The sequence below is a fragment of the Streptomyces sp. a15 genome, from assembly GCF_059026085.1.
This window is the reverse complement of the sequence record NZ_JBWLKM010000018.1, coordinates 126,259-153,017: the sequence shown is the minus strand read 5'-3', so window position 1 is coordinate 153,017 and position 26,759 is coordinate 126,259. Positions and strand designations below refer to the sequence as shown.

Below are 26,759 nucleotides of genomic sequence, written 5' to 3'. Positions count from 1 at the left end.
GGGCCTTCGTCCGGCACGCCGATGGCACGCACCGAACACCGCGGGCACCGCACAGGACTTTCGAAACACCCCCTAGTCCTGGCGGGACTCGAGCGTCACCAGCTGCTCCCCGGTCGCCGTGCGGACCACGAAGCGGGCGATCTGGTCGGGGTGCATCGTCGAGCCGCCGCGCATGGTGTTGGGGCGGGCGTCGTGGCCGGGGACGCCCCAGGTGGCGATGGTCTGTTCGGAGCCGTCGTGGCCGATGGCGACGAGGTGACAGGTGCGGGGACCGGCGCCGTCCTTGACCTTGACCTCGATGTCGCTGCCCCAGGCCTCGTCCTCGGTGGTGACCTCGGCCCAGACGCCGGTCCGTTCGTCGGTCGCGGTGACCCGCACGGCCCCGTCGGCGCCGTCCGTCATCAGCACGGCTCCGGGGCCCGCCACCGCGAGCACCACCGACGCGGCCACGACGTACCACAGCCGCCTGCGCCGCGCCCGGTGCCGTACCGCGACCTCGCCGAGGAGCCGCTCCAGCATCCGGGGACCGGGCTGCGCCGTGGGGTGCACCACACGCGGTGTCGCCCGCCGGTACAGCATCAACTGCCGGGTCGCGGGCCCGAATTCGGTCACGGATGCCGCACAGCGGGGGCACTCCATGAGGTGGTCCTCGAAGCGGAACGCGTCCGCCTCGTCCAGCACGCCGAGCGCGTACGCGCCGACGTCGCGATGCCTCTCCAGGGACCTCATGACGAATCCTCGTGCCGTTGGGTGCGGGTGGGGTCACTCCTTGCTCCCACCGGTACGCACCAACCCGCCGAATCACTCAAGGCACCCACAGAATCGCAACCAAGGGATTCGGAGCGGCCACACCCGCGGATTGGTCCGAGTCGAGACGAATCTAAAAAAGGTGGATGGCGAGGTGTCCCAGAGGCAACCCGAGCTGCCAGGCCGGCGTCCACACCTTGGGCCCCTCGTCCTCACCGATCACCGGACCGCCTCCCGGCACCGCGTTCAGATCGGGCGCGAGCAGCTCCGTCTCCTCCAGCCAGCGCCAGGCCGCCCGGGCCAGGTCCAGGTCGGGTGAGGGCCCGCCGGCGGCCGCCGCGTCGGCGGCGAGCTCGGCCATCCGTTCGTCCACCCAGGTCTGCCACGGCTGGTCGTACGCCGTCAGCGACAGCCAGTTCTCCAGCTGGGAGACGACCTGGATGCCGGACAGTTCCCCGTCGGTGTCGGACAGGAAGACGGTCAGTGCCAGAGCGTCCCGCCCGGCGCGGAACTCGAACGACGTCGGGGGCATCAGATCCCCGGATCGCAGCAGTTCGTCGGCGATGTACTCGGCGTACAACCACGCCATGGGGACGGTGAGTTCGCCGCCGCCGGCGCCGTCCGTGCTCTCTTGACCTCTGTGCAGCATTCCTTCCTGCCTTCCTCCGGTGCGTGCGCATCGCCCGTTGCGGGGCCCCAGTGCGGAACACGGATGAGGACAGCCGATTACTCAACCGGGGTCAGGGGCAAGGCGCTTTACGGAGGTTTGACTCGGCCATGGGTTTCACCGCAGGTCGGCCGCATATCCGGGAAGCACCCGGCGCAGGGCGCGCAGCGCGTAGTACGCGCGGGACTTCACCGTACCGGGCGGGATACCGAGGATTTTCGCGGCCTCCGCCACACTCGCCCCCTGGAAATACACCAGCACCAGGACTTCACGGTGCTCCGGAGTGAGTGTCTTCACAGCCTCGCGCACATCGAGGGTGGCGGCGGCCCGCTCGGCGTGGTCGGCGCACACCCGGGCGTTCTCCAGGATCGCGTCGCCGACCTCCGCGGGCCGCGCCTGCCGGGCCCGCCGCGCGTCTATCGCGAGCCGCCTGCCCACGGTCAGCAGCCACGGGCGTACGGACTCGAAGTCGTCGGCGCGCAGGGCCTCGGGATGCTGCCAGGCGCGGACGAGGGTCTCCTGCACCAGGTCCTCGGCGCGCTGCCGGTCACCGTCACAGAGCCGGAGCAAGAGCGCGAAAAGGGGCCGGCCGTGCTCGCGCTGCAGTGCGGCGAGCTCGTGCTCGGCGGTCGTCCCGTTCGTGAGAGTGGTTCCGGCCGTCATGGCCGTATGGCACATCAGGGGGCCGTTCCTGGACAGGGCGGGCGCAGATGTCTGCGGCGGACGGTCGATCGCGTCGACGAACGGTTCGACGAACGGTCAGCATCCGGCCGTGCGCGCGCTCCGGACGGGCTAAAGAGGGCGGGCAGGTTGTTTGCGGGCGCCTTCAGCACCGTACCTATTTATGCGTAAATTTGATCACAGTGGGGTGAGCTGATGATTGCACGCAGACGGCAGGTGGCCCTGGCCCTCACGGCACTCCTCGCCGCGAGCGCCGCCTGTCAGGCCCAGGACCAGGTCGCGCCCGCCCGGCCGGGACATCCCGCGCCGACCGACGCCGACGGCTTCACGCTCGTCGCCTCCGGCGACGTCCTCCCGCACAGCTCCATCATCGACCGCGCCCGCTTCGACGCGGGCGGCACCGGCTACGACTTCCGCCCGATACTGGCTGGCGTCGAGCCGCTCGTCTCCCGCGCCGATCTGGCGCTGTGCCACATGGAGACGGTCTACGGCGCGAACGGCGACTACACCGGCTACCCCGCCTTCAAGTCCCCGCCCGAAGTGGCCACGGGCCTCGCCGCCACCGGCTACGACGGCTGCTCCACCGCCTCCAACCACAGCCTCGACGACGGCGCCGACGGCATCCGCCGCACCCTGGACGCCCTCGACCGCGCGGGCGTACGGCACGCCGGCTCGGCGCGCAGCGAGGCCGAGGCGCGCACGGTCACGGTGCTGCGCGCGGGCCCCGCGAAGGTCGCCCACCTCGCCTACACCTACGACACGAACGGCTTCCCGCTCCCGCCCGGGCAGCCCTGGGCCGTCAACCTGATCGACGAGAACAAGATCGTCGCGGACGCGCGGGCGGCCCGGGCGGCGGGCGCCGACGTGGTCGTCGTGTCCCTGCACTGGGGCACCGAATGGCAGGACGCGCCCGACGAAAGCCAACTCGCGCTGGCCCGCGCACTCACCGCCGCCCGCACCGGCACCCGCCCCGACATCGACCTGATCCTCGGCACCCACGCGCACGTCCCGCAGGCGTACCAGAAGGTCAACGGCACCTGGGTGATCTACGGCATGGGCGACCAGGTCGCCGGCGAGATGTTCAACCATCAGGGCGGTCAGGACCCGCGCGGCAACCAGTCCACCCTCGGCCGCTTCACCTTCGCCCCGCCCGCCCGGCCGGGGGAGCGGTGGCAGGTGACGAAGGCGGAGTTCGTGCCGCAGCTCTTCGACGTCGACGCCGGCCGGGTGGTCAACCTCAACCGGGCGCTCGCCCAGGGCGCCGACGTGCGGGGCGTGCGCGACCGGATCCGGGACGTGGTCCTCAGCCGGGGTGCGGCGCAGGACGGGCTGACGATGGGGCAGTAGTCCGGGTCAGTCCACGTCCACGTGGTCGAAGGTGCGCACCATCTCGGTCAGCACCCGCACACACGCCCGCACCTCGGCGTCGGTCAGATCGCCGCCCACCTGCCGGTTGAGGGTGTGTTCCCGTGCCAGGACGGCGGTGATGGTGGCCTGTCCGTCCTCGGTGAGCCGGATCAGCGAGGACCGCTGGTGTGCGGGGTTGGGCGTGACCTCCACCCAGCCGCGGGCCGCCGCGTCGTTGACCATGCGCTGCACGAACTGCCGGCTCAGCGCCTGTGCGCGGCCCATCTGAGGCACCGTCATGGGCCCGTTCTGCCGCAGCAGGTTCAGCACCGCGCGTACGCCCGCGGACGCGCCCTCGACCGGTTCGGCCTGCTCGACCTTGTGCGCGGCGCGCCGGTAGAGCGGGCCGACCAGATCGAAGACCTCGGTGAGGCGCCGGCCGAGTTCGTCGGGGGTGAGGGGCTCTTGGCTGTCGTTCACCAGGTCATCATGACACCGTGGTTGTCAAATCCCGTCAGGAATGACACCTTGGTTGTCATGAATGCTGCTTCGGGCCTTCGCTTCTTCCCGTCTGCCGACGGCGATCTCGCCTACCTCGACACCGGCTCCGGGGACCTGGTGGTCCTGCTCCATGCCGGGTACGTCGACCACCGGTTCTGGGACGACCAGATCCCGGCCCTCGCCGCCGAACACCGCGTGATCGCCCCGGACATACGCGGACACGGCTCCTCCGCCAACGCGACCGCGCCCTTCCGCTGGGCCGACGACCTCGCCGGTCTGCTGCGCCACCTCGACGCGGGGCCCGCGGTCCTCGTCGGACTGTCGATGGGCGGGCTGGTCGCCACCGACACGGTGCTGGAACACCCGGAGCTCGTCCGTGCGGTGGTCACCTGCGGCGCCGCGACCGGCGATTTCCAGTACACGGATCCCTGGCACCGCGAGATCCAGGCCGAGTTCGCGCGCACGCTGGGCGCCGGCGACATCGAGGGCTGGCTCAGGGCATACGTGCGCGGTATACACGGTCAGCACCGGACCGCCGACGACATCGACCAGGACATCCTGCGCCGCTTGCGGGAGATGGCCCTCCATACGATCTCGAAGCACGAGCCGGGCGAGAAGGACTGGCACGTCCGCGTGACCGACTCCTGGACCCGCCTGCCCAAGATCGACGTCCCGCTCCTCGCCCTCAACGGCAGCCTCGAACCCGCCGACATGACCGACGCGGCCGAGCGCCTCGCCGACACCGTCCGCGACGGCCGCTCCCGGATCATCGACGGCGTCGGCCACTACCCGAACCTGGAGCAGCCGGAGGTCTTCAACGAGATCCTTCTCGACTTCCTCCGCAGCCTCGTGGCGGACTCACATAACTGAACGGCTGTTCAGGAGGACGGGCTCGCAGTAGTTTGGCGCTGAACCGATAGCGCACCCCATCGCACGGCTCTCGGAGCACGCTCATGAGCAGCGGCCAACGAACCCCGACGCCGTTGAGGACATTCCGCTTGCCGCCCGCTGTCGACGGCAACGACGCGGACATCACCCTTGGCAGGGCCCTCGTCGCGGCCTGGCAGTCGGACGGCATCTTCCGGATCAGCGCCACCGCGACCCAACAGGCCGCCCCCAACGGGCGTTGACGGCCTCCCGGGCCTTCTGCGGCAGACCCCTCAAGGAGAAGGCCGCCCACGTCTCGGACCTCACCTACAGCGGCTACGTGGCATCCGGTGAGGAGGAGACGGCGGGGGAGCGGGACGGCTCGGAGATCTACACCGTCTGCCCCGACATCCCCGCCGACGACCCGCGCGTCACCGAACGGTGGCCCTGTCACGGCCCCGCCCCCTGGCCCTCACCCGCCTACGCCCGGGCCATGAAGGACTACCTGGCCGCCGTCGGGGAGATCGGTCACCGCCTGCTGCGGCTGACGGCCCTGGGCCTGGGCCTGCGGGACATCGACCGCTTCACCCGGCTCACCGAGGACGGCTGGCACCACATGCGCGTGCTGCGCTTCCCGCCCGCCGCGGCCACCTCCGAGCGCGGCATCGGTGCCCACACCGACTACGGCCTGCTGGTCATCGCCGCCCAGGACGAGGTCGGCGGCCTCTACGTCCGCCCGCCCGTACCCGGCGAGGAGCGCGGCCGGAACTGGCTGCCCGGCGAGTCCATGGCGGGCCGGTACGAACACGCCGAGCCCTGGACCTACGTCACCCCGGTCCCGGCCGTCTTCACGGTCTTCCCCGGCGACATCATGCAGTTCATGACCGGCGGCGCCCTGCTGTCCACCCCGCACAAGGTCCGCCTGGCCGACCGCGAGCGCTACACCCTCGCCTACTTCCACGAGCCGGCCTTCAACGCGGTGGCCCGCCCTCTCACCGACGCCGGCACCGACGAGTTCATCCATTACGGCACCCACTTCACGAACATGTTCACGCGGTGCTACCCGAACCGAGTGACCACGGCTCGTATCGAGGCCGAGGGACGGCTGAAGATCCTCGACCGGCTCCGTGAAGACGCGCCGGCCTGAGCCCCCGCGTCCGCCTACGGCACCACCGTCACCGGCCACCGCCCCGCCTTCACCAGCCGCACCGCGACCGAGCCGATGATCCGGTGGCCGGCCTGCTCGGAGGCGCCCACCACCACCGCGTCCGCCTTGAGGTCGTCCGCCGCCTTCACCAGACCGTTGTAGGGGTCGCCGCGGAAGGTGTGGAACTCCCAGCGCACGTCGAATATCCCGCGGGTCTGCTCGGTCGCGTGCCGGATCTGCGCCACCAGGTCCTCGGCGATCGCGTCGGTCGTGTCGGCGACCGGCGCGCCGAGCGCCGCGCCTCCCGCGAGCATCGGCTGCACGTACACGACCGCGAGCAACGCGTGCTGGCGCCGGGCCAGGCCGCCGGCATATGCCGCGGCGCGGAGCGATGAGTCGGAGCCGTCCACGCCGACCACGATGACCTTGGGGCCGTCCGTTCCCCGCTCGAACCCCTGCGAGTGCTGCTGTTCCGTCACGGCTGTGAGGCTATCGGAAACCGCAGGTCCCACCCCCGCCGGGACTTCTCGAGGGTCGAGCGGGCCGGACTGTTCTCGCAGTCGGGCCATGCGTGTCACCGTGCCGGCCGCCCCGCGACCGCCGAAGCCTTCGTCTCCGTACCGTCGTTGCGCAAAGTCCGGGGAAAGGGGCACCCGAAGGGCGGGCATCGGCCGGCCACCGGCGAAGGCCTGCCGTCGCCCTCGGCGCTCGGCCCCGACGGAGGGGACGGGGCCGGGCCCGGCGAACCGGATGCGGACCTGCCCGAACAGGTCCGCATCCGTTCGGATCCGGCACCGCCTGACGACCCGTGAGGCGTTGTCCTTCCCACGGGTACGCCGCCTTTGCCGATGTGTCACGACTCCGCCGAGTGGGTGAGGCCGCGCCCACCGCCCGTGGGCCGGGCGGGTGGAATCGTGCCGCCGCCCCGGTGTTGCTGTGGTGCGTCGGGTCCGCCTTGGGCGACTGATGAGTCATGACGAAGGATCAGTTGCTCACCCGGCTGCTCACCCGGCGCCGGGCGTTGCTCGCCGGCGCCGCGGCCTGCGCGGCGGCAGGCACGGCCGGAGTGCTGGCGGCGGTCACCGGCGAAGAGCCGGTCCGGCCCGCGGCCGGCCCCCCGGACCGCCGCGCGCTCAAGCCCTCCGCCTACCGCCTCCAGCCCCTGACCGGCTACGGCCCGCCACGGACCGCCTCCCACCGGACCCTGGTACGGCACGAGCCGCTCCTGCGCGTGTCCGGACGCGGCCGCTCCATGGTGCTGACCTTCGACGACGGGCCCGACCCCCGCTACACCCCGGACATCCTGGACACCCTGGCGGAGTACGACGTCCGCGCGATGTTCTTCGTGTGCGGGGAGATGGCGGCCGACAATCCGGACCTGCTGGCCCGCATGGCCGACGAGGGACACGCCGTCGGCAACCACACCTGGTCCCACCCGCTGCTCACCCGCCTGAGCCGCGGGCGGATCCGCTCGGAGATGGAACGCACCTGCGACGTCATCGAGAAGGCGTACGGCGAGCGGCCCGTGTGGTTCCGCGCACCCTACGGAGCCTGGAACCGCGCCGCTTTCCAACTCGGCGCCGAACTCGGCATGGAACCGCTGGCCTGGACCGTCGACACCCTCGACTGGACCACCCCCGGCACCCGGAGCATCGTCAAACGCGTGGAGCACGGCGCCGCCCCCGGGGTCGTGGTGCTCTCGCACGACGCCGGGGGCGACCGCACCCAGAGTGTCAGAGCGCTGCGCGACTATCTGCCGAATCTGCTCGATTCCGGCTACCACATCACCGTCCCGCGGCGGCAGCACGCCTGACCGGGCCGCACCGCCCGCCGGGTCGCGGAACGCTCAGCGGACCTCGACCAGGCGGGCGAAGGCGACGACATTCCCGTTGTAACCGCTCTGCTTGGAGAAACCGCCCCCGCAGGTGATGACCCGCAATTCGGGGCTGCCCTTGGAACCGTAGACACGGTCGCCGGGGAAGTTGTTCTTCTCGAACACCTCGATGCCGTAGATCTCGAACGCGGCCGTCTTTCCGTCCTTGCGCGCGATCTCGACGCGGTTTCCCTTTTTCAGGGCTCCGAGTCCGTAGAACACGGCGGGGCCCTGCTGGTTGTCGACGTGGCCGACGACGACCGCGGTGCCCTTCTCGCCGGGGGAGACGCCGCCGGTGAACCAGCCGGCCAGGTTCGGGTCCTCCGGCGGCGGCGCGGCCACCCAGCCGTCCGCGTCCAGGCCCACCGGGATGACCGGCGCGTCGACCTGGATCGCGGGGAGCCTGACCCGGTCGGGGATGGAGTACGGCAGCGGCTCGGGTGCCGCGGCGAAGGTGCCGCCGGGCAGCCGGCTGTCCGCCGCGGCCGCCGACGCGGGCTGCGGCGGCCCGACGTCGAACTCCCCCGAACCATTGCGAATGAGCGCGAGGCCGGTCAGCAGAACAAGCGCTATCACGCCCCAGGGAGCACGCTTCTTGCGCCGCTCCTCCTCTTCGGCCAGTTCGGCCAGCTCGGACGCAGACATTCGACTTCCCCTCTCGACGCGGCCGTCGCCACGTCTGTTCGCGCATACGAGAACGCTAAGTGCCGCGTGCGAAACCGGCGACGGGACGGACGCGAACGGGTGGCCCGCGCAGCCCTTGGTGCGCCATCCGAGTTGCCGCGGAAAGGAATTTTCTGACGGTCCGTGACCTGCGGTGATATCCGATTGTGCGCTTATCGCTCGGCGTGTCCGCTCACCAGGACGGACCATTCCCGAAATGCGGGTCCGCGCAGGGCATCTGAGGGTCTGTCTGGGAGGCGTTTTCTCGCCGATCGACCGGGGACGGTTCCCGGGGCGCCTCCCGCGGAGGATCACATGCGTACTACTCGTGCCCTGGCGGCCGCAGGCGCCGCCGTCGCCGCTCTCGGGCTCGCCGCCCCCGCGGCCGCCGCCCGGGACGGCATGGGCGTCGGCCCCAGCAACATCGTCGCCCTGCCCAGCGTCATCGCCCGCGGCGGGCAGCTGACCGTCACTGTCGACAACTGCCCCACCGGCGGCACCATGACCTCGGAGGCGTTCCCGAGCACAACGCTCAAGCCGATCCACGGCGCCAACCAGACGGCGAAGGGAACCGCGACGATCCACAACAACGCCCGCCCCGGCTCGCACAGCATCACGGTCAACTGCAACGGCCAGACGCTGACGAACCCGGCCGCCTTCACCGTCATCGGCGGTGTCCAGGGCGGTATCGGCGGCAGCACCTCCACCGGGGCGACCCCGACCGACATCGCCATCGGCGGCGGACTCGTGGCCGCGGCCGTCGTCGGCGGCGGGGTGTTCTGGATGCGCCGCCGGTCCGAGAAGCGGATCTGACGGTCCGCGAGCCCGGCACCTGATCTGGCCTCCCCCCTTCGGAGACAACGGATCGCACGTGCGCAGGCCTTCGCCCCGGTCCCTTCTTCAGGGATCCGGGGCGAAGGCCTGCGCGGATGACGCGGACGGGCGGTGCGGTCAGGCGCCGTCCTCGTCGGTGCGGCGACGGGAGAAGTGGTACGCGGCCCCGACCGACCCCGCGATGAGCGCGGCTCCCAGGCCGATCTCCTTGAGGTCGAACCCGGCGAAGCTGCCGCCCTCCCCGGCGTGCACACCCCGGTTCGGGTGCACCGGCACCGGAGTCGGATGGACCGGGCGGCCGTCGGCGATGGTCAGAGTGGCGTTCTGCCAGAAGGTGCCGCAGTGGAACGTCACCTCGTACAGGGCGCCCGGTTTGGCGTCCCAGTCGACCATGGCCGTGGCCGTCGTCTGGCCCCGGCGGATGGTGAGGTCGTCGAAGACGCCGGAGGAGACGAACACGGCCTGGTCGCAGCCGGTCGCGCGCAGGGTCACCTGTCCGCCGGCCGCGATGGTCGAGGGCAGGACGGCGACCCGGAAGCCGGAGCTCTCGGCGCTCGCCTGGGCGACGCAGCCGGTGACGGTCAGGGCGCTCACGCCCAGCAGTGCGGCCGAAGCGACGCGTATCGCGCGCATGATGAATCCTCCGGGTCCCCGAGGAGCAGGCGCGGACCTTTTCCGCTTGCGCCGGAAATGCACCTCGATGACCGAAACGCTAGGAACACGGGTGCGTCTTGGCGATCGCAGTCGCGCGAATGGGGCAAGCGTGTGGGCCGCTCGGGCGACCGCGCTCCTCCGGCCGGGGGACGGCAGCGGCGTGCCGGGCGCTCCCCCGGCCGGCTCTGTGGTGAGGACTGTCAGTGGCCGCCGCGGCGCGGTGCCGTCAGCCCTTGATGCCCGGGAAGAGACTCAGGAACGGGTCGGCCGACGCGGTGATGCCCCGGCTGTAGGGCGCGTCGAAGTCCCAGATCAGGAAGAGCAGGAAGGCGATCAGCGCGGAGAACAGCCCGGCGAGGACCAGTTCGCGTGCCGTACGCCGGATCTGCAGCGCGAAGATCATCCCGATCGTGACGACACCGCCGCCGATCAGTCCGAACCACACCACGCCCGGCATGGTGGGCGCGGCCGAGTCCGCCCGGGCGTTGCGCGCCTGGTCCGCGGCGGCCATCTGGTCGAGGACCGGCTGGTAGGCCTGGGCCTCGAAGTCGGTCTTCGGCCGGTAGTCGGTGACGTCCGCGCGAACCTGCTGCAGGAGCTCGGTGCCCCGCTCGGTGACCTGACCCTTGTCGGCCATCCACTCCCACTCGGTGGTGACGACGTGTCCGACATAGGCGTTGACATCGTCCCGAATGCGGTCACGGGCGTCGGCCGGGTAGACCCGGACCCGCTCCGAGATCTCGTGCAGCGCCTGCGCCTCCGCCTGGACGTGGTCCTGCGCCGCGCTGCGCGCCTCCCAGACTCCCGCGATGGCCAGACCCAGGACGATGGCGTACACCACGCCGATCCACATCGTCATGTACTCGATGACGTCCGGCGTCTCGCTGGGGTCCTCGTCCTCGGGCGCCCTGCGGTCCCGTACGACGGTGATGACGACCACCACGACGCAGGCGGCCAGCATCGCGAGGGTGAGAACAAGCCATTCCGGCAAGAGGTTCCTCCATGATCAGTACTAGCGCGGCCGCAGCGCGGCGACGGCGATCACCGCGGGGACGGTGATGAGCAGGACGTAGGTGACCGGCGACGTGGCGCCGTGGGCCGTTCGTTCGCGGGGGTGGCGCGCCGTGTACCGCGGATAGGTGACCGGGGCGGCGGAGGGGCGCTCAGTGGGCTTCGCCGACGGAGTCGGGGTGGGGGACGGGGGCGGCGGAGGCGGGGGCGGAGTCGGTGTGGGGGTCGGTTGCGGACGGGGTGGCGCCGGCTGCGGTGCCGGTGGTGGCGCCGGCGGCGGCTCGGGCGTCGGGGTCGGCTTCGGCGGCGTGGGTGCCGGAGTGGGGGTGGGCTTCGGCGGAGTCGGGGTGGGCGTGGGCGTAGGCGTAGGCGTGGGTGTGGGGGTCGGGCACGGCGGAGGGGGAGGCGGTGGGCAGGCCGGGGGAGTCGGCCAGGTGAGGCCGCCGGCGACCGCCACCGCCTGCGTGCCGCCCGGCCCCGTCGAGGCGGAGGCGCAGGCGTCGGCCACGGCCACCTCGGCCGGGACGCCCACGAGCAGCCACGTCAGTGCCAACAGGGCAAACGCCCGTATGGCAGGGGCGGATTGGGTCGGTTCGGGTCGATGCACGACGGAGATCATGAGGCCTGGGGCGCCCTCGCACGCCCGGCCACGAGGGGATTGCCCCGAAAGAGGGAACCGTGGAGTCACAGGTTTCGAAAAGAAATGTTCGAGGCGTTTGAACACAACCGTGGCCCCCGTGCGTACCCATGGTCGTGCAGCGGCGCAGCAGGGCGTTGCAACACCTTTGAAAGTATGGGGAGTTGACGATGAAGACCTCCTGGCGGAGCGCCTCACTCGTGGCGAGCGCTGCGGCCGTGCTGGCGCTGACGACCGCGTGCGGCCAGGAAGGCGGCACACCGTCGACCGGCAGCCAGAACGTCGGCGCGACGGCCGCGGCGGGCGACTACACCGTGGGCGGCATCGGTACCGGTACCGCTTCCGGCACGAGCACTCCGGAGGCCGGGCAGGGCGCAGCGGCCCAGGCGTCCACCGCGGGCGAACTGAACGTGTCCACCAACGCGGAACTCGGCAATGTGCTGACCGACAGCGCCGGCCTTACTCTCTACCGCTTCGACGAGGACACGGCCGAACCGCCGAAGTCCAACTGCAACGGCGACTGTGCCACCGCCTGGCCGCCGGTTCCCGCGGACGACGCGGAGGCCGGCTCCGGTGTCGACGAGGCGCTGCTCGGCGAGGTCACCCGCGCCGACGGCACCAAGCAGCTGACCATCGGCGGCTGGCCGGCGTACCGCTACGCGAAGGACACCAAGGCCGGCGACGTCACCGGCCAGGGCGTGGGCGGCAAGTGGTATTCGCTGGCCCCCGACGGCAAGAAGGCGAAGAACGCCGCCGACCTGCCCGGGCTGTCCACGCGCAAGGACGCCAAGCTCGGTGAGATCGTCATCGACAAGAACGGCCACACGGTCTACCGCTTCATGAAGGACACGCAGTGGCCGATGTCCACCAAGTGCACCGGCGACTGCCTGGACAAGTGGCCCGTCGTCGCACCGGTTGACGCGAACGACACCAAGGGCATCGATCTGCAGGGATCCACGCCCAACCGGGGCTATGTGGTCTTCGACCGCCCCGACGGCATCAAGCAGCAGTCCATCGACTGCGTGCCGATCTACACCTTCGCCGGTGACAAGAAGCCCGGTGACACCAACGGCCAGGGCGTCGGCGGCACCTGGTACGCCGTGGCACCCGACGGCAAGCCGGTCGGGGCGCCCGAGCAGTAGAAACGGCGTATCCGATCAACCGGTCCGCCCCCTCCGCGCCGCACGGAGGGGGCGGACCGGTTTGCCGTCGTTCACCGCACTTTTCGTGACGGATGCGGCGGGGCATCAATTCGGCACGTGCCGCAGGCAGTGACCGGGAACGGACGGTCAATTTCCGTTTCTGCTCGCTCCATTGGCGGGCGATCAGTAGCCTCTGCTCGAACACCGGATCGCCTACGCCTTGGAGAGATAGATGGAGCGTCCCGCCTGGGCCCCACGAAGCATCGACATCTCGGTGCCGAGCGTTTCGCGCATCTACGACTACTACCTGGGCGGTTCGCACAACTTCGAGGTCGACCGGGAAGCGGCTCGCAAGGCCATGGAGTTCATGCCGGGGCTGCCCAAGATCATGCAGGCGAACCGGGCGTTCATGCGCCGCGCGGTGCGCTTCGCCGTCGACGAGGGCATCACCCAGTTCCTGGACATCGGCTCGGGCATCCCGACCTTCGGAAACGTCCACGAGGTGGCCCAGGCGGCGTGTGGCGACGCGCACGTGGTGTACGTCGACCACGACCCGGTGGCGGTGGCGCACAGCGAGGCGGTTCTCGCGGGCAACGAGGGCGCGGGCGTGGTCGCGGCCGACTTCCGCAAGCCCCAAGAGATCCTCGCGAGCCCCGAAGTGCAGCGGCTGATCGACCTGAACCGGCCAGTGGCGCTGCTTCTCGTTGCCATACTGCACTTCGTGGAAGACGCGGACGACCCGTACTCAGCGGTGGCCGAACTGCGCGACGCGCTCGCGCCCGGCAGCCTGCTGCTCCTGACGCATGCCTCGTACGAGGGAATCCCGTTGCCGGCGGAACGGGCGGAGGGCGCGGTGGACGTGTACAAGGACATTCGCAATCCGCTGATCATGCGCTCGCGCGAGGAGATCGCGCGGTTCTTCGAGGGGTACGACATGGTGGAGCCCGGACTCGTCGCGATGCCGCACTGGCGGCCGGACACCGCACCGGAGGACGAGGATCCGTACGCGTTCTCCGGGTTCGCGGGCGTGGGGCGTACGGCGTGAGCGCGGAACCGGACGGGCCCGAGGACAGACTGCGGCGGTTCGCGACGATCTGGAGCCGGGCCGTGTTCCCGGTGACGTCGACGTCCGCGACCCGGCCCGAGTTCGAGCAGCAACTGCTGCCGCTGGCCCGGCGGTTGAGCGAGGCGCTCAAGGCCAGGACCTACGACGCGGACGAGGCGAAGGCGGTGGGTGCCGCCCTGGTCGCCGTGCACTGCACCGACCCGGAGGCGCTGAGCCGCACCCTGGACTGCGTGGACGCCTACCTGGTCCTCTACTGCGGCGAGGACGGCGTCCAGGAGGATCTGCGGGCGCGCGCCGCGCGGCTGCAGCACGCCATGGCCGCCGGGTTCGCCGCGGCGCTGCGCGAGCGGACGCTGGCCGAGCAGGAGGCCATCGCGCAGGCGGCGTTGCAGGCGCAGGGCGTGGTCGCCCAGGCGCTGCACGCGACCGAGGCCCGTTTCCGCGCGGTGTTCGAGGGTGCGGCCATAGGCATCGGCATGGCCGACCTCGAAGGCAACATCCTCCAGGTCAACGGCGCGCTGCTGCGCATGTTCGGCGTCTCCGAGCAGACCATGCGCGACCGCAACGTCATGGAGTGGACGCACGCCGAGGACGCCCCCCAGACCTGGAAGCTCTACGAGGAACTCGTCCGCGGCGAGCGCGAGCACTACCACACGGAGAAGGCCTTCTACCGCCCCGACGGAACGGTCCTGTGGACCAACCTGACGGTCTCCCTGCTGCGCGACGCCGACGGCAACCCGCAGTACCAGCTGGCCCTCATGGAGGACACCACCGAGCGCCGCCTGCTCAACCTGCGGCTGCGCTACGAGGCCACTCACGACGCGCTCACCGGCCTGCCCAACCGCACCTTCTTCTTCGAGCGCCTGGAGAAGGCACTGGGCGCCGGGAAGGGCCAGCGGTTCGGGCTGTGCTACCTCGACCTCGACGGCTTCAAGACCATCAACGACAGCCTCGGGCACGCGGCCGGCGACCGGCTGCTCGTCGAGGTCGCCGACCGGCTGCAGTCCTGCGCGACCGCGCCCGGCGAGATGGTCGCCCGGCTCGGCGGCGACGAGTTCGTGGCGCTGACCACCGGGCCCGACACCGAGCGCGAGGTCGACGAGCTCGCCGCGCGCATCATGAACGCGATGGTCGCCCCGATCAGCGTCGACGGCCGTGAGCTGACCGTGCGCGGCAGCATCGGCATCGTCGAGGGCCCGGCGGGGGAGCGCAGCCCGGCGGAGGTGCTGCGCAGCGCCGACATCACCATGTACCGGGCCAAGTCGGCGGGCGGCAACCGCTTCGAGCTCGCCGACCCGGAGGCCGACGCCCGCGCCATCACCCGGCACGGACTGACCACGGCGCTGCCGACGGCCCTGGACCGGGGCGAGTTCTTCATCGAGTACCAACCGCTGGTCCACCTCGGTGACGGCAGCGTGCGCGGGGCCGAGGCGCTGGTGCGCTGGCTGCATCCGCAGCACGGAGTGCTGGGCCCCGACCGGTTCATCCCGCTCGCCGAGCACACCGGGCTGATCGTTCCGCTGGGCCGCTGGGTCCTGGAGCAGTCGGTGCGCCAGGCCCGGGAGTGGCGGGAACGGTACGACGCGGCGGTGCCGATGCGGATCAACGTCAACCTCTCGCCCTGCCAGCTCACTCATCCCGGCCTGGTGCAGGACACCGTCGACATCCTGGAGCGCATGGGCGTCGAACCCGACGCGCTCTGCCTGGAGGTCACCGAGTCGGCGCTGATCGGCGCGGACGACGATCTGCTGAAGCCGCTGCGGCGGCTCGCCGAGATGGGCGTCGACATCGCCCTGGACGACTTCGGCACCGGCTACTCGAACCTGGCCAACCTGCGCCGTCTGCCGGTGAGCATCCTCAAGCTGGACCGCTCCTTCACGCAGAGCATGCAGCAGTTCCCGGCCGACCCCGTCGACCTCAAGATCGTCGAGGGGATCGTTTCCCTCGCCCACAGCCTGAACCTCGCGGTGACGGTGGAGGGCGTGGAGACCGGCGCCCAGGCCGAGCAACTGCGGATACTGGGCTGCGACACCGCCCAGGGCTGGTACTACGCCCGCCCGGGCCCTCCGGAGCGGCTGCACGAGCTGGCGCTGGTGGACGCGACGGGCTGAGCCGAGGCGGTCGTACGGGATCTCAACTCGCCTGCCGCTCCCGTACGGTGCCGGCCACCGACGCGGCGGCGCGGACCAGTGCGGCTGTGGCCGTCGAGCGGGACTGCTGCGGCCAGGCGATGGTCAGGACCGCGGGCGGCGCGTGCGGGGCCGGGCGGTAGACGACGCCCGGGCGCGGATAGCGGGCGGCGACCGAGGCAGGCAGCAGAGGGACGACGTCGCCCAGTGCGACGAGCATGAGCAGTTGGGCGAGGTCGCGGCCTTCGCTGCGGATCTCCCCGAGGTGGCGGCGCAGTTCACCGGGTTGCAGGCCGAGATCGGCGAGTGTCACGTGGTCGCGGGCGGCGAGCGGGTGCCCCGCGGCGAGAGCCGCGACGCGGGGTTCGGCGGCCAGCGTCTCGGCGTCCAGGCCGGTGCGGTCGAACGGTTCGTGGACCAGGGCGGCGTCGGCCTCGCCCTGGCGCAGCAGCCGCGGTTGTTCGTGCCAGTCGCACAGTCTCACGGCGACGGGTACGGCCGCCGGCTCGTCGGCGTAGCGCGCCAGGATCGGCTCCAGCAGGCCTGCGTCCCCGTCGGCCTTGATGGCCAGGACCAGCTTCGGCTCCGGGGCCGCCGCGCGCCGGGCCCGCCGACCGGCCGCCTCCAGGGCCTCCAGGGCGAACCGCGCCTCGTCGAGCAGCACCGTGCCGGCCGACGTGAGGGCCACGGTGTGGGTGGTCCGCTCGAAGAGGGTGGCGCCGAGCTCCGTCTCCAGTTGGCGGATCGCGCGCGACAGGGGCGGCGGGGAGATGCCCAGCCGCTCGGCGGCGCGGGCGAAGTTGAGTTCCTCGGCGACGGCGACGAAGTAGCGCAGCAGGCGGGAGTCCACAGGTGCCCCCTCTGAGATCGGTATTGCCCTGAGGGTAACAAGCGAGAGCGAACCGGTCCTTCAGTTCGGGCAGGCCGGGCCGCAGGCTCGACGACGTCAAGTGAAGCGTTCCTCAAGGGGGTTATTGTTCATGATCGTCGTCACCACTCCGACCGGCCAGATCGGCAGCGAGGTCCTCGACCGCCTCCTCGACGCCCCGGAGGACACCGGGGGGATCCGGGTGATCGTCCGAGATTCCGCCCGCCTGTCCGCGCGGGCGCGGGACCGCGTCGAGGTCGTGCAGGGCTCGCATGCCGACCCGGCCGCGTTGAAGGAGGCGTGCGCGGGCGCCGACCGCGTGTTCTGGCTGGTACCGCCGACGCCCGGCGCCGACACCGTCGAGGGCCACTTCCGCGCCTTCACCGAGCCGCTGTGCGAGGTGATCGGACAGCAGGGCGTCGAGCGGGTCGTCGGCGTCTCCACCCTGGGCCGGGGGGTGGCGAAGAACGCCGGGCAGATCTCGGCGTCGCTCGCCGCCGACGACGCGATCGCGGCCACGGGCGTGCACTACCGGGCGCTGTGTGCGCCGTTCCTGATGGAGAACCTGCTTCGCCAGGCCCAGTCGATCCGCGACGCGGGGGTGCTGCGCGTGGCGCCGGCCCCGGACCGCGTCCTGCGGACCTGCGCCACCCGCGACATCGCCGCCGAGGCCGCCCGGCTGCTGCTCGCCCCCGACTGGACCGGACAGCGCGACGTCCCGCTGGTCGGACCTGACGACCTGACCCCCGAGGGCATGGCAGGGGTCCTCTCCGAGGTACTGGGCCGGCCGGTGCGCGTAGAGCGGACGAGCAGCGCGGAGCACCGGGAGACGCTGCGGCGCTTCGGGGCCACCGAGGCCTGGGCGCAGGGTCTGGCCGACATGGTGGACGCCCTGAACGAGCAGGGCTTCTACGGCGCCGACGCGCCGACCACCCCCGAGTCCGCGCCCACGGGTTTCCGCCAGTGGTGCGAGGAGGTGTTCGGGACGGTCGTACCGGGCTGAGCCTCCTCAGCGCTCCAGCAGCATCCGCTGCAGCTCCCGCGCGGCCCGCGGCGGAGCCACGTCGCTGCGGTGTGCGAGGGCGATGATCCGATGCAGTCCGGGCCGGGCCAGCGGGGTGACCCGCAGCCCGCGCCCGGACCGCGTCGCCACCATCCGGGGCACGACGGCCACGCCGAGCCCCGCCCGCACGAACCCCAGCACCGCGTCCATCTCCCCGCCCTCCACCGCGAAGTCCGGCTCGAAGCCCTCGGCGCGGCACGCCGCCACGGTCAGCTCGCGCAGGTCGTAGCCGTGCCGGAACATCACCAGGCGTTCGCCCTCCAGGTCGGCGATCCGGACCGTGCGCCGGCCCGGACCGCCCGGCGCCGGTGCCTCCGGAGACGAGACGACCACCAGGTCCTCGCGCAGCAGCTCCACCGTCGTCAACGCGGGGGAGGGCGTCGGCAGCGGGAGGACGACCAGGGCCAGGTCGAGGGCGCCGCGCGCCAGTTCCCGTACGAGATCGTGCGAGCCGCCCTCCTCGATCAGCAGCCGGATGCCGGGGTAGCGGTCGTGGAAGGCGCGCAGCACGTCCGGCAGCAGACCCGTGCACAGGCTCGGGGTGGCGCCCAGCCGGACCCGGCCGCTGCGCAGCTGCACCAGTTCCAGCACCTCGTGCCGGGCGGTGTCCGCGTCGGCGAGGATGCGCCGGGCCAGCGGTAGCAGGGCCTCGCCCGCGTCGGTGAGCGTGATGTTGCCGCGCGCCCGCAGGAACAGATCCGCGCCCAACTCCCGCTCCAGCGCCTTGATCTGCTGCGACAGGGACGGCTGGGCGACATGGACGAGTTCGGCGGCGCGGGTGAAGTGCCGGGTCTCGGCGACGGCCACGAAATACTGGAGCTGCTGGAACTGCATACTCGCACGATAGCCGCAGACTATGGAATCAAGCCGGACCATGTCTTGGACCGATCGGCGGCACACCCGTAGCGTGCTGTGACATGGCTCTGGCAACGCGGACGGACCGACGACCGTCCATGGCACGCACCGTGTGGGACTCCTCCGTCGGCAAGAAGACCGTGATGGCCGTCAGCGGCCTGATCATGCTGCTGTACCTGGTCGCCCACATGATCGGCAACCTGAAGATCTTCTTCGGCGCGGGGGAGTTCAACCACTACGCGCACTGGCTGCGCACCGTCGGCGAGCCGTTCATGCACTACGAGTGGACGCTCTGGCTCATCCGCGTGGTGCTGGTGATCGCGGTGGTCGCCCACGCCACGTCCGCGTACCAGCTCAGCCGCCGCGACATCAAGGCGCGCCCCAGCAAGTACGTCCACAAGAAGCCGCGGGCCAGTTACGCGACGCGCACCATGCGCTGGGGCGGGATCATCCTCGGCCTGTTCATCGTCTGGCACATCCTCGACCTGACGACCGGCACCGTGCACCCCGGCTTCCAGACGGGCCGCCCGTACCAGAACGTCGTGGACACCTTCTCCACCTGGTACGGCAACGTGATCTACATCGTCGCGATGCTCGCCCTCGGCCTGCACATCCGGCACGGCTTCTGGAGCGCCGCCCAGACCATGGGCGTCGGCAGCCGGGCCCGTGACCGCGCCCTGAAGACCGTCGCCAACGTCCTCGCGCTGCTGCTCACGGCCGGCTTCATCGCCGTACCCGTGGGCGTCATGACCGGAGTGGTGAGCTGAAGATGACTGCTGAGTACGTGGACTACACGACCGGAGAACCGGTCGTCGACACGAAGGCCCCCGCCGGACCCGTCAACGAGCGCTGGGACAAGCGCCGTTTCGAGGCCAAGCTGGTCAACCCGGCCAACCGGCGCAAGCACACCGTGATCGTCGTCGGCACGGGTCTCGCCGGCGGCTCCGCCGGTGCCACCCTCGCCGAACAGGGCTACCACGTCGTCCAGTTCTGCTACCAGGACTCGCCGCGCCGGGCCCACTCCATCGCCGCGCAGGGCGGCATCAACGCGGCGAAGAACTACCGCAACGACGGGGACTCGATCCACCGCCTGTTCTACGACACGGTGAAGGGCGGCGACTTCAGGGCGCGCGAGTCGAACGTCCACCGGCTCGCGCAGATCTCCGTCGAGATCATCGACCAGTGCGTGGCGCAGGGCGTGCCCTTCGCACGCGAGTACGGCGGTCTGCTCGACACCCGCTCCTTCGGCGGCGTCCAGGTGTCACGGACCTTCTATGCCCGAGGGCAGACCGGGCAGCAGCTGCTCCTCGGCGCCTATCAGGCCCTCAGCAGGCAGATCGCCGCGGGGAACATCGAGTTGCACCCGCGGACCGAGATGCTCGACCTGATCGTCATCGACGGGAAGGCGCGCGGGATCGTGGCCCGGGATCTCATCACCGGGCGCATCGACACCTACTTCGCGGACGCTGTCGTACTCGCGAGCGGCGGCTACGGCAACGTCTTCTACCTGTCGACGAACGCCATGAACTCCAACGCCACCGCCGTCTGGCGGGCCCACCGGCGCGGCGCCTACTTCGCCAACCCCTGCTTCACACAGATCCACCCCACCTGCATCCCGCGCACCGGCGAGCACCAGTCCAAGCTGACGCTGATGAGCGAGTCGCTGCGCAACGACGGCCGGATCTGGGTGCCGAAGGCCAAGGGCGACGACCGGCCGCCGAACAAGATCCCCGAGGACGAGCGCGACTACTACCTGGAGCGCATCTACCCGTCCTTCGGCAACCTGGTCCCGCGTGACATCGCCTCCCGCGCCGCGAAGAACGTCTGCGACGAGGGCAGGGGCGTCGGACCCGGCGGACAGGGCGTCTACCTCGACTTCGCAGACGCCATCAAGCGGATGGGACGCAAGGCCGTCGAGGCCAAGTACGGCAACCTCTTCGACATGTACCAGCGGATCACCGACGAGGATCCGTACGAGGTGCCGATGCGGATCTATCCCGCCGTGCACTACACCATGGGCGGGCTGTGGGTGGACTACGACCTACAGACCACCATCCCCGGCCTGTTCGCCGTCGGTGAGGCCAACTTCTCCGACCACGGGGCGAACCGGCTGGGCGCCTCCGCCCTCATGCAGGGCCTCGCCGACGGCTACTTCGTGCTGCCGGCGACCATCAACGACTACCTCGCCCGCAACCCGCACCACGAGGCCGTCACCGCCGAACACCCCGTCGTACAGGAGGTGCTGGCGGAGACCGAGGACCGGCTGAACCTCCTGCTGACCGTCGACGGCGACCGCACCCCCGACTCCTTCCACCGCGAGGTCGGCGAACTCATGTGGGAGTTCTGCGGCATGGCCCGCACCGACAGCGGACTGCGCAAGGCGCTGGAGCGGATCCCGCAGATCCGCGAGGAGTTCTGGCGGCGCATCAAGGTCCCCGGCACCGGCGAGGAGTTCAACCAGTCGCTGGAGAAGGCCAACCGCGTCGTCGACTACCTGGAGCTCGCCGAGCTCATGTGCCTCGACGCGCTGCACCGCGCCGAGTCCTGCGGCGGCCACTTCCGGGAGGAGTCCCAGACCCCCGACGGCGAGGCCGCCCGAAGGGACGACGAGTTCGCGTACGCGGCCGCCTGGGAGTTCACCGGCACCGGTGACGCCCCCGTCCTGCACAAGGAAGACCTGGTCTTCGAGTACGTCCACCCCACTCAGCGGAGCTACGCATGAAGCTCACCCTGCGCGTATGGCGGCAGAAGAACGCCGACGCCGAAGGCACCATGTCCACCTACGAGGTGGACAAGATCTCCTCCGACATGTCCTTCCTGGAGATGCTCGACACCCTCAACGAAGAGCTCATCCTCAAGGGGGAGGACCCGGTCGCCTTCGACCACGACTGCCGGGAGGGCATCTGCGGGGCGTGCAGCCTGGTGATCAACGGTGACGCGCACGGCCCGGAGCGCACCACCACCTGCCAGCTGCACATGCGGTCCTTCAAGGACGGCGACACGATCGACATCGAGCCGTGGCGGGCGTCCGCGTTCCCGGTGATCAAGGACCTGGTCGTCGACCGGTCCGCCTTCGACCGGATCATCCAGGCGGGCGGCTACATCACCGCGCCGACCGGTGCGGCGCCGGAGGCTCACGCCACGCCGGTGCCGAAGCCGGACGCGGACTTCGCCTTCGAGCACGCGGAGTGCATCGGGTGCGGGGCGTGTGTGGCCGCGTGTCCCAACGGGGCGGCGATGCTGTTCACCTCAGCCAAGGTCAATCACCTGAACGTCCTGCCGCAGGGCGCGCCCGAGCGCGAGACCCGTGTGCTGGACATGGTGGCGCAGATGGACGAGGAGGGCTTCGGCGGGTGCACGCTCGCCGGTGAATGCGCGACGGCGTGCCCCAAGGGCATCCCGCTGGTGTCCATCACCGGCATGAACAAGGAGTGGCTGCGCGCGACCCGCAAGGTGGCGAAGCGCTAGGGGGCTTCTGATGGATCTCCGCGGCGTCGCCCCCTGGACGCCGCTGCTCAAGAACGTTCGCCGACAAGGTGCGGACGGGCGGGGCCGCCGTGGTGCTCAACCCCGGCCCCGCCAGGCACCCCTGGCATTCAACAAGCCCACATCATGTCTCTCTGCGCGGGTCACGCGCCGGACAGCCGGCGTCGGCACAACAGGAGCGGCGGCACCGCTCGCCGCCTCCGGCCTGTGACCAGGAGAGTGCCATGACCGGCGTTTCCACGCTCGACCGTCCCCCGCAGTCCACCGCCCCCATCCGCTACACCGTCACCCTGGCCCACGACGAAGCCGACGTGCGGGCCGCGCAGCGGCTGCGGCACGAGGTGTTCGCCGGGGAGATGGGCGCCCTCCTGACCTCCGCGCAGCCCGGACTCGACGTCGACGCCTTCGACGCGTACTGCGACCACCTGCTCGTGCGCGACACGACGACCGGGCAGGTCGTCGGGACGTACCGGCTGCTGCCGCCGGAGCGGGCCGCGGTCGCCGGACGGCTTTACTCGGAGGGCGAGTTCGACCTCACCCCGCTCGACCCGATCCGCCCGGGGCTCGTCGAGGTCGGCCGCTCCTGCGTCCACCCCGACCACCGGGACGGCGCGGTCATCGGCCTCATCTGGGCCGGCATCGCCCGCTACATGGTGGACCGCGGCCACGAGTGGCTCGCCGGCTGCTGCTCCGTCCCGCTGGCCGACGGCGGCACCGTCGCGGCCGGTACCTGGGACCGGGTACGGGAGAAGCACCTGGCCCCGGAGGAGTTCCGGGTACGGCCGCTGCTGCCGTGGGTGCCGAAGGACGTGACCGTCCCGGCGCGTACCGAACTCCCCGCGCTCCTGCGCGGCTACCTCCGCCTCGGCGCCTGGGTCTGCGCGGAGCCCGCCCACGACCCGGACTTCGGGGTCGCCGACCTGTACGTGCTGCTGTCGATGCGCCGGGTCAACCCGCGCTATCTGCGGCACTTCCTCTCCCTCGTCCCCGCCTGATGAGCGTCTGGCTGCCGGGCGCGCCCTGCACCCCCAGGGCGTGCGTGGAGCCGGCCGGGGCCGCCGTCGCCGTACCGCTGGCCGTGCTGCGGCTGGCCGCGGTGACGGTCCTGGTGGTCACCGGGGTCCTGCTGTCGCCGATCGGCGGGCTCGTCCCCACCGCCGTGGTGCGGTGGTGGTGCCGGACGGTCGTGCGGGCTGCGGGGGTGCGGGTCCGGATGACCGGCGCCGCCGCGCCCGCCGGCGGACTGCTGCTGGTCGCCAACCACATCTCGTGGCTGGACATCCCGCTGCTGGGCGCCGTACGCCCGGCCAAGATGCTCGCCAAGGCCGAGATCCGGCGGTGGCCCGTGGCGGGGCCGCTGACCGCACGGGGTGCGCTGTTCATCGAGCGGGACCGGCTGCGCGCGCTGCCCGCCACGGTCGCCGGTGTCGCCCGGGCGCTGCGCGACGGCTCCGCGGTCGTCGCCTTCCCCGAGGGCAGCACCTGGTGCGGCCGTGCCCAGGGGCACTTCCGCCGGGCCGTCTTCCAGGCCGCGCTCGACGCGGGGGTGCCCGTCCAGCCCGTTCGCATCCACTACCGCACGGCTCGGGGAGCGGCCAGCACGGCGCCCGCCTTCGTCGGCGAGGACACCCTGCTCGCCTCGCTGTGGCGGGTGGCGTCGGCACGCGGGCTGGTGGCCGAGGTCGAGGTACGGGCCGTGATCCCTGCGGGCAGCCACCCCGACCGCCGCGCGCTGGCCCGGGCGGCGCAGCGGGAAGCGCTGCCAGAGCCGGAGCATGCCCACGCGGCTTAAGGTCTGTCGCCGGTGCCCTTGAGGAGCTCGCCCGCCCGGTCGCGCGCATGCCCGATCGGGTCGGGGAAGATCCGCAGACCGTGGGCGACCAGCGCCCCCTCGTGGATCAGCATGAGCGTGCGGGCCAGTTCGTCGGCCCGGGTCGGGGCGAAGTCCCGGACCAGGTCGGCGAAGAGCGCGAGCATCCACTGCTTCTGGCCGGTGATGATCGCGTAGGCCGGGTGGGCGGGATCGCTGATCTCGGCGTGCGCGTTGACCATGCTGCATCCCTTCGGGCTGCTCTCGGTCATCCATGCCTTCGAGGCGTCGAAGACCGCCAGTACCCGGTCGACGGATCCCGGCTCGGTCCGCTCCAGCCACTGGGTGACGAACGCCCGCCAGCGTTCGTCACGGTCGGCGAGGTACTCGACGACGATCTGCTCCTTGGACCCGAACCGGTCGTAGAGCGTCTTCTTCGTGACCCCGGCCTCGGCGGCGATCAGGTCCACTCCGACCGCGTGGATGCCCTGCTCGTAGAAGAGCCGCGAGGCGGCCGCGAGGGCGCGGCGCGCGCCGGGGGTCATCGTGATCCGCGTGGTGCCCATGACTCAAGACTATACCGATCTGTATAGTGGCTCACGTAGGCAGGTATACCGATCTGTATAGTCGTTGTTGGTGGGGTGATGAGTCGTGAACCTCCTGCTCTCCGTCGCCTTCGTGCTGTGCTGGAGCTCGGGGTTCGTGGGCGCCAAGCTGGGCACCGAGGACGCCGGTGCCGTGACGATCCTGATGTGGCGGTTCCTGCCACTGGCGGCTGTGCTCGCGGTGGCGGCCCTCGTTCGGAGCAGGGCCTCCTGGCGAGGACTGACCGCGCGGGATCTCGGCCGGCAGGCCCTGATCGGGCTGCTCTCCCAGAGCGGCTATCTGCTCACCGTCTACTGGGCGATCCAGCTCGGCGTCTCGAGCGGCACCACCGCCCTGATCGACGGCACCCAGCCCCTCGTCGCGGGCGCGCTCGCCGGCCCGCTGCTGCGCCAGTACGTCTCCGGCCGGCAGTGGCTCGGCCTCTGTCTGGGGCTCGCCGGCGTCGGCCTGGTCACCACGGCCGACGCCGGGGCCAACAGCGGCGTGGCCTGGTGGACCTATCTCGTGCCGTTCGCGGGGATGCTCTCGCTGGTGGCGGCCACGTTCCTCGAACAGCGCTCCCGTACGCACGTCACGCCCGCGGTGTCGATGACCGTCCACTGCGTCACCAGTGCGCTCGTCTTCACCGGCGCCGCCCTCGCGACCGGGTCGGCCGCGCCGCCCTCCACGTCGTCGTTCTGGATCGCGATCCTGTGGCTCGTGACGCTGTCGACGTTCGGCGGATACGGGCTGTACTGGCTCGTGCTGCGCCGCTCCGGCGTCACCAAGGTCAACACGCTCATGTTCCTGATGGCTCCCGTCACGGCCGTCTGGGGCGCCGCCATGTTCGACGAACCGTTCACCCCGCAGACCGCCGCCGGACTGGCGGTCTCCCTCGGGGCGGTCGCCGTCGTGCACTCCGCGAGCCCCCACACGCCGGAGTCGTCGACGGACGTGCACGGCCGCCACCCCCACGACGAACAGGGCGAGCCCGGTGACGGCCGCCAGGCCTCTACGCGGGCGACATGCCGGTCGTGATCCGGGCCAGCAGCCGATAGGAGTCCAGCAGGGCCTCCCGGTCGTACGTGCTGGTCGTGACCAGGACCTCCTGGGCTCCCGTCTCCTTCAGCACGGTCTCCAGCTGGTGGCTGACCTGCTCCTCGGTGCCGGCGAGCTGCCCGGCCAGCCCGGACTCGTAGAAGCCGCGCTCCTTGGCGCTCATCGCCAGCGTCTCCACATGCTCGGCGGGCGGCAGGGGCGGGAAGGTGCCGTGGGTGCGCGAGTACGCCATGGACCAGGCCTCGGGGATCAGCAGCCGCCGGGCCTCCTCGGGTGTGGCGGCCACCGCGATCGTGCCCGAGATGACGACGTACGGCTCCCGCGCCCAGGGTGAGGGGCGGAAGTGCGAGCGGTAGTGGTCGATGCCGCGCTGCATCTTGTCGGGGTTACGCAGGTCTCCGATGACCATCGGCAGGCCCGCGCGGGCCGCGTTGGCGGCGCCCTCGCCCATCGCGAGGACGAAGGGCGGCACGTGCAGACCCTCGGCGGGGCGTGCGTGCACGCGGGTCGGGGACGTGCCTTGGAACCAGCCGAGCAGCTCGTCCAGCTGCCCCGCGAAGTCGTCGGCGACGTCCTTGTCCCGCCCGAGCGCCTTGCGCACCCCGTCCGTGAAGCCCACCGAACGGCCGAGCCCCATGTCGATCCGACCGGGGAAGAGGGACTCCAGCACCCCGAACTGCTCGGCCACGACGAGAGGTTGGTGGTTGGGCAGCATCACGCCGCCGGTGCCGACCCGGATCGTCCGCGTCGCGGCGGCCACGGCGGCGGCCAGCACGGTCGGCGCGGAACCGGCGACCCCGGGCACGCCGTGGTGCTCCGACACCCAGAAGCGGTGATAGCCGAGCCCCTCCAGCTCCTGCGCGAGCCGCACGGTGTCGCGCAGTGCCTCGGCGTCCGGGTGGCCCTCGCGGGTGCGGGAGCGGTCGAGGACGGAGAAGCGGGTGGTGGCGATCGAGGAACTCACACCGGGTTCAACGCGTGACGGGTCGTGGCATTCCCGCCGGTTTCCCGCCGGTGCCGCCTCGCCGAAAACCCGGTGACCGCGTCCCCGCACGTCAGGACAATGG

At 71.2% G+C, this 26,759-nt stretch carries 29 protein-coding genes; 16 read left to right on the top strand and 13 right to left on the bottom strand.

Annotation, left to right across the window (positions count from 1 at the left end; genetic code table 11):
- Window positions 1–72 precede the first annotated feature (72 nt).
- From AC5P09_RS20785 to AC5P09_RS20775, 3 genes are all read right to left on the bottom strand, one after another.
- The gene (locus AC5P09_RS20785) at window positions 73–729 is read right to left on the bottom strand and encodes a zf-HC2 domain-containing protein (RefSeq protein ID WP_493875327.1); all 657 of its coding nucleotides are present in this window, start codon (window positions 727–729) and stop codon (window positions 73–75) included.
- A gap of 151 nt (window positions 730–880) precedes the next feature.
- Window positions 881–1,396: a hypothetical protein gene (locus AC5P09_RS20780; RefSeq protein WP_493875326.1), complete on the bottom strand. Its 516-nt coding sequence runs from the start codon at window positions 1,394–1,396 to the stop codon at window positions 881–883.
- Window positions 1,397–1,531: 135 nt separating this feature from the next.
- Complete coding sequence (locus AC5P09_RS20775) at window positions 1,532–2,077, bottom strand: sigma-70 family RNA polymerase sigma factor (protein WP_493875325.1); 546 nt, start codon at window positions 2,075–2,077, stop codon at window positions 1,532–1,534.
- Between the two features lie 213 nt (window positions 2,078–2,290).
- Here AC5P09_RS20775 and AC5P09_RS20770 point away from each other — a divergent pair, with 213 nt between their 5' ends.
- Window positions 2,291–3,442, top strand: a complete 1,152-nt coding sequence (locus tag AC5P09_RS20770) for a CapA family protein (protein ID WP_493875324.1) — start codon at window positions 2,291–2,293, stop codon at window positions 3,440–3,442.
- 6 nt (window positions 3,443–3,448) lie between these two features.
- Here the strand turns inward: AC5P09_RS20770 and AC5P09_RS20765 are convergent, their stop codons facing one another.
- Window positions 3,449–3,922: a MarR family winged helix-turn-helix transcriptional regulator gene (locus tag AC5P09_RS20765; RefSeq protein ID WP_493875323.1), complete on the bottom strand. Its 474-nt coding sequence runs from the start codon at window positions 3,920–3,922 to the stop codon at window positions 3,449–3,451.
- 57 nt (window positions 3,923–3,979) lie between these two features.
- Between AC5P09_RS20765 and AC5P09_RS20760 the strand changes: the two genes are divergently transcribed.
- The 3 genes from AC5P09_RS20760 to AC5P09_RS20750 all read left to right on the top strand — a co-directional run bounded on the left by AC5P09_RS20760 (window position 3,980) and on the right by AC5P09_RS20750 (window position 5,957).
- Window positions 3,980–4,813, top strand: coding sequence for an alpha/beta fold hydrolase (locus AC5P09_RS20760; protein ID WP_493875322.1), 834 nt, complete (start codon window positions 3,980–3,982; stop codon window positions 4,811–4,813).
- 128 nt (window positions 4,814–4,941) lie between these two features.
- Window positions 4,942–5,073, top strand: a complete 132-nt coding sequence (locus AC5P09_RS20755) for a hypothetical protein (RefSeq protein ID WP_493875321.1) — start codon at window positions 4,942–4,944, stop codon at window positions 5,071–5,073.
- Window positions 5,070–5,957: a 2OG-Fe(II) oxygenase family protein gene (locus tag AC5P09_RS20750; RefSeq protein WP_493875320.1), complete on the top strand. Its 888-nt coding sequence runs from the start codon at window positions 5,070–5,072 to the stop codon at window positions 5,955–5,957. Before AC5P09_RS20755 ends, AC5P09_RS20750 begins: the two co-directional genes overlap by 4 nt.
- 14 nt (window positions 5,958–5,971) lie before the next feature.
- Here the strand turns inward: AC5P09_RS20750 and AC5P09_RS20745 are convergent, their stop codons facing one another.
- Entirely contained in the window at window positions 5,972–6,436 is a 465-nt protein-coding gene (locus tag AC5P09_RS20745; protein ID WP_307678770.1) for a universal stress protein, read from the bottom strand.
- A gap of 494 nt (window positions 6,437–6,930) precedes the next feature.
- On the opposite strand from AC5P09_RS20745, the gene AC5P09_RS20740 reads away from it, so the two are divergent.
- Window positions 6,931–7,770, top strand: a complete 840-nt coding sequence (locus AC5P09_RS20740) for a polysaccharide deacetylase family protein (protein WP_493875319.1) — start codon at window positions 6,931–6,933, stop codon at window positions 7,768–7,770.
- 33 nt (window positions 7,771–7,803) lie between these two features.
- Here AC5P09_RS20740 and AC5P09_RS20735 read toward each other — a convergent pair whose 3' ends face one another.
- The gene (locus tag AC5P09_RS20735) at window positions 7,804–8,475 is read right to left on the bottom strand and encodes a class F sortase (protein WP_493875318.1); all 672 of its coding nucleotides are present in this window, start codon (window positions 8,473–8,475) and stop codon (window positions 7,804–7,806) included.
- Window positions 8,476–8,808: 333 nt separating this feature from the next.
- On the opposite strand from AC5P09_RS20735, the gene AC5P09_RS20730 reads away from it, so the two are divergent.
- Window positions 8,809–9,306: a hypothetical protein gene (locus AC5P09_RS20730; RefSeq protein WP_493875317.1), complete on the top strand. Its 498-nt coding sequence runs from the start codon at window positions 8,809–8,811 to the stop codon at window positions 9,304–9,306.
- 138 nt (window positions 9,307–9,444) lie between these two features.
- Here AC5P09_RS20730 and AC5P09_RS20725 read toward each other — a convergent pair whose 3' ends face one another.
- The 3 genes from AC5P09_RS20725 to AC5P09_RS20715 form a co-directional block, all read right to left on the bottom strand.
- Entirely contained in the window at window positions 9,445–9,960 is a 516-nt protein-coding gene (locus AC5P09_RS20725) for a hypothetical protein (protein ID WP_493875316.1), read from the bottom strand.
- A 247-nt stretch (window positions 9,961–10,207) separates the two neighbouring features.
- A complete protein-coding gene (locus AC5P09_RS20720; RefSeq protein ID WP_493875315.1) occupies window positions 10,208–10,972 on the bottom strand; it encodes a bestrophin-like domain in 765 nt (254 codons plus the stop codon).
- A gap of 172 nt (window positions 10,973–11,144) precedes the next feature.
- Complete coding sequence (locus AC5P09_RS20715; RefSeq protein WP_493875314.1) at window positions 11,145–11,384, bottom strand: hypothetical protein; 240 nt, start codon at window positions 11,382–11,384, stop codon at window positions 11,145–11,147.
- Window positions 11,385–11,799: 415 nt separating this feature from the next.
- Between AC5P09_RS20715 and AC5P09_RS20710 the strand changes: the two genes are divergently transcribed.
- From AC5P09_RS20710 to AC5P09_RS20700, 3 genes are all read left to right on the top strand, one after another.
- Complete coding sequence (locus AC5P09_RS20710; protein ID WP_493875313.1) at window positions 11,800–12,771, top strand: SCO0930 family lipoprotein; 972 nt, start codon at window positions 11,800–11,802, stop codon at window positions 12,769–12,771.
- A 232-nt stretch (window positions 12,772–13,003) separates the two neighbouring features.
- Window positions 13,004–13,816: an SAM-dependent methyltransferase gene (locus AC5P09_RS20705; protein WP_493875312.1), complete on the top strand. Its 813-nt coding sequence runs from the start codon at window positions 13,004–13,006 to the stop codon at window positions 13,814–13,816.
- Window positions 13,813–15,948, top strand: a complete 2,136-nt coding sequence (locus AC5P09_RS20700) for a putative bifunctional diguanylate cyclase/phosphodiesterase (protein WP_493875311.1) — start codon at window positions 13,813–13,815, stop codon at window positions 15,946–15,948. Before AC5P09_RS20705 ends, AC5P09_RS20700 begins: the two co-directional genes overlap by 4 nt.
- 22 nt (window positions 15,949–15,970) lie before the next feature.
- On the opposite strand, the gene AC5P09_RS20695 is transcribed toward AC5P09_RS20700, so the two are convergent.
- A complete protein-coding gene (locus AC5P09_RS20695) occupies window positions 15,971–16,816 on the bottom strand; it encodes a LysR family transcriptional regulator (protein ID WP_493875310.1) in 846 nt (281 codons plus the stop codon).
- A gap of 130 nt (window positions 16,817–16,946) precedes the next feature.
- Between AC5P09_RS20695 and AC5P09_RS20690 the strand changes: the two genes are divergently transcribed.
- Window positions 16,947–17,837 (top strand): NAD(P)H-binding protein, encoded by an 891-nt coding sequence (locus AC5P09_RS20690; protein ID WP_493875309.1) that lies wholly within the window; start codon window positions 16,947–16,949, stop codon window positions 17,835–17,837.
- A 6-nt stretch (window positions 17,838–17,843) separates the two neighbouring features.
- Here the strand turns inward: AC5P09_RS20690 and AC5P09_RS20685 are convergent, their stop codons facing one another.
- Window positions 17,844–18,731 (bottom strand): LysR family transcriptional regulator, encoded by an 888-nt coding sequence (locus tag AC5P09_RS20685; protein ID WP_266450813.1) that lies wholly within the window; start codon window positions 18,729–18,731, stop codon window positions 17,844–17,846.
- Between the two features lie 119 nt (window positions 18,732–18,850).
- Between AC5P09_RS20685 and AC5P09_RS20680 the strand changes: the two genes are divergently transcribed.
- The 5 genes from AC5P09_RS20680 (at window position 18,851) to AC5P09_RS20660 (ending at window position 24,030) form a co-directional block, all read left to right on the top strand.
- On the top strand, window positions 18,851–19,519 hold the full coding sequence (locus AC5P09_RS20680; RefSeq protein WP_493875308.1) for a succinate dehydrogenase: 669 nt from the start codon (window positions 18,851–18,853) through the stop codon (window positions 19,517–19,519).
- 2 nt (window positions 19,520–19,521) lie between these two features.
- Window positions 19,522–21,474, top strand: a complete 1,953-nt coding sequence (locus AC5P09_RS20675; RefSeq protein ID WP_493875307.1) for a fumarate reductase/succinate dehydrogenase flavoprotein subunit — start codon at window positions 19,522–19,524, stop codon at window positions 21,472–21,474.
- The gene (locus AC5P09_RS20670; protein ID WP_493875306.1) at window positions 21,471–22,220 is read left to right on the top strand and encodes a succinate dehydrogenase/fumarate reductase iron-sulfur subunit; all 750 of its coding nucleotides are present in this window, start codon (window positions 21,471–21,473) and stop codon (window positions 22,218–22,220) included. The genes AC5P09_RS20675 and AC5P09_RS20670 overlap by 4 nt, the downstream gene beginning before the upstream one ends.
- Before the next feature lie 242 nt (window positions 22,221–22,462).
- On the top strand, window positions 22,463–23,233 hold the full coding sequence (locus tag AC5P09_RS20665) for a GNAT family N-acetyltransferase (protein WP_493875305.1): 771 nt from the start codon (window positions 22,463–22,465) through the stop codon (window positions 23,231–23,233).
- Entirely contained in the window at window positions 23,233–24,030 is a 798-nt protein-coding gene (locus AC5P09_RS20660; RefSeq protein ID WP_493875304.1) for a lysophospholipid acyltransferase family protein, read from the top strand. Before AC5P09_RS20665 ends, AC5P09_RS20660 begins: the two co-directional genes overlap by 1 nt.
- Here the strand turns inward: AC5P09_RS20660 and AC5P09_RS20655 are convergent.
- Window positions 24,027–24,614 carry a TetR/AcrR family transcriptional regulator gene (locus AC5P09_RS20655; RefSeq protein WP_493875303.1) on the bottom strand — a complete coding sequence of 196 codons (588 nt, stop codon included), beginning with the start codon at window positions 24,612–24,614 and terminating at the stop codon, window positions 24,027–24,029. The two genes, AC5P09_RS20660 and AC5P09_RS20655, sit on opposite strands and share 4 nt — an antisense overlap.
- Before the next feature lie 85 nt (window positions 24,615–24,699).
- Here AC5P09_RS20655 and AC5P09_RS20650 point away from each other — a divergent pair, with 85 nt between their 5' ends.
- Window positions 24,700–25,671, top strand: a complete 972-nt coding sequence (locus AC5P09_RS20650; RefSeq protein WP_493875302.1) for a DMT family transporter — start codon at window positions 24,700–24,702, stop codon at window positions 25,669–25,671.
- Here the strand turns inward: AC5P09_RS20650 and AC5P09_RS20645 are convergent.
- Entirely contained in the window at window positions 25,646–26,656 is a 1,011-nt protein-coding gene (locus AC5P09_RS20645) for an LLM class flavin-dependent oxidoreductase (RefSeq protein ID WP_493875301.1), read from the bottom strand. The two genes, AC5P09_RS20650 and AC5P09_RS20645, sit on opposite strands and share 26 nt — an antisense overlap.
- Window positions 26,657–26,759 lie beyond the last annotated feature (103 nt).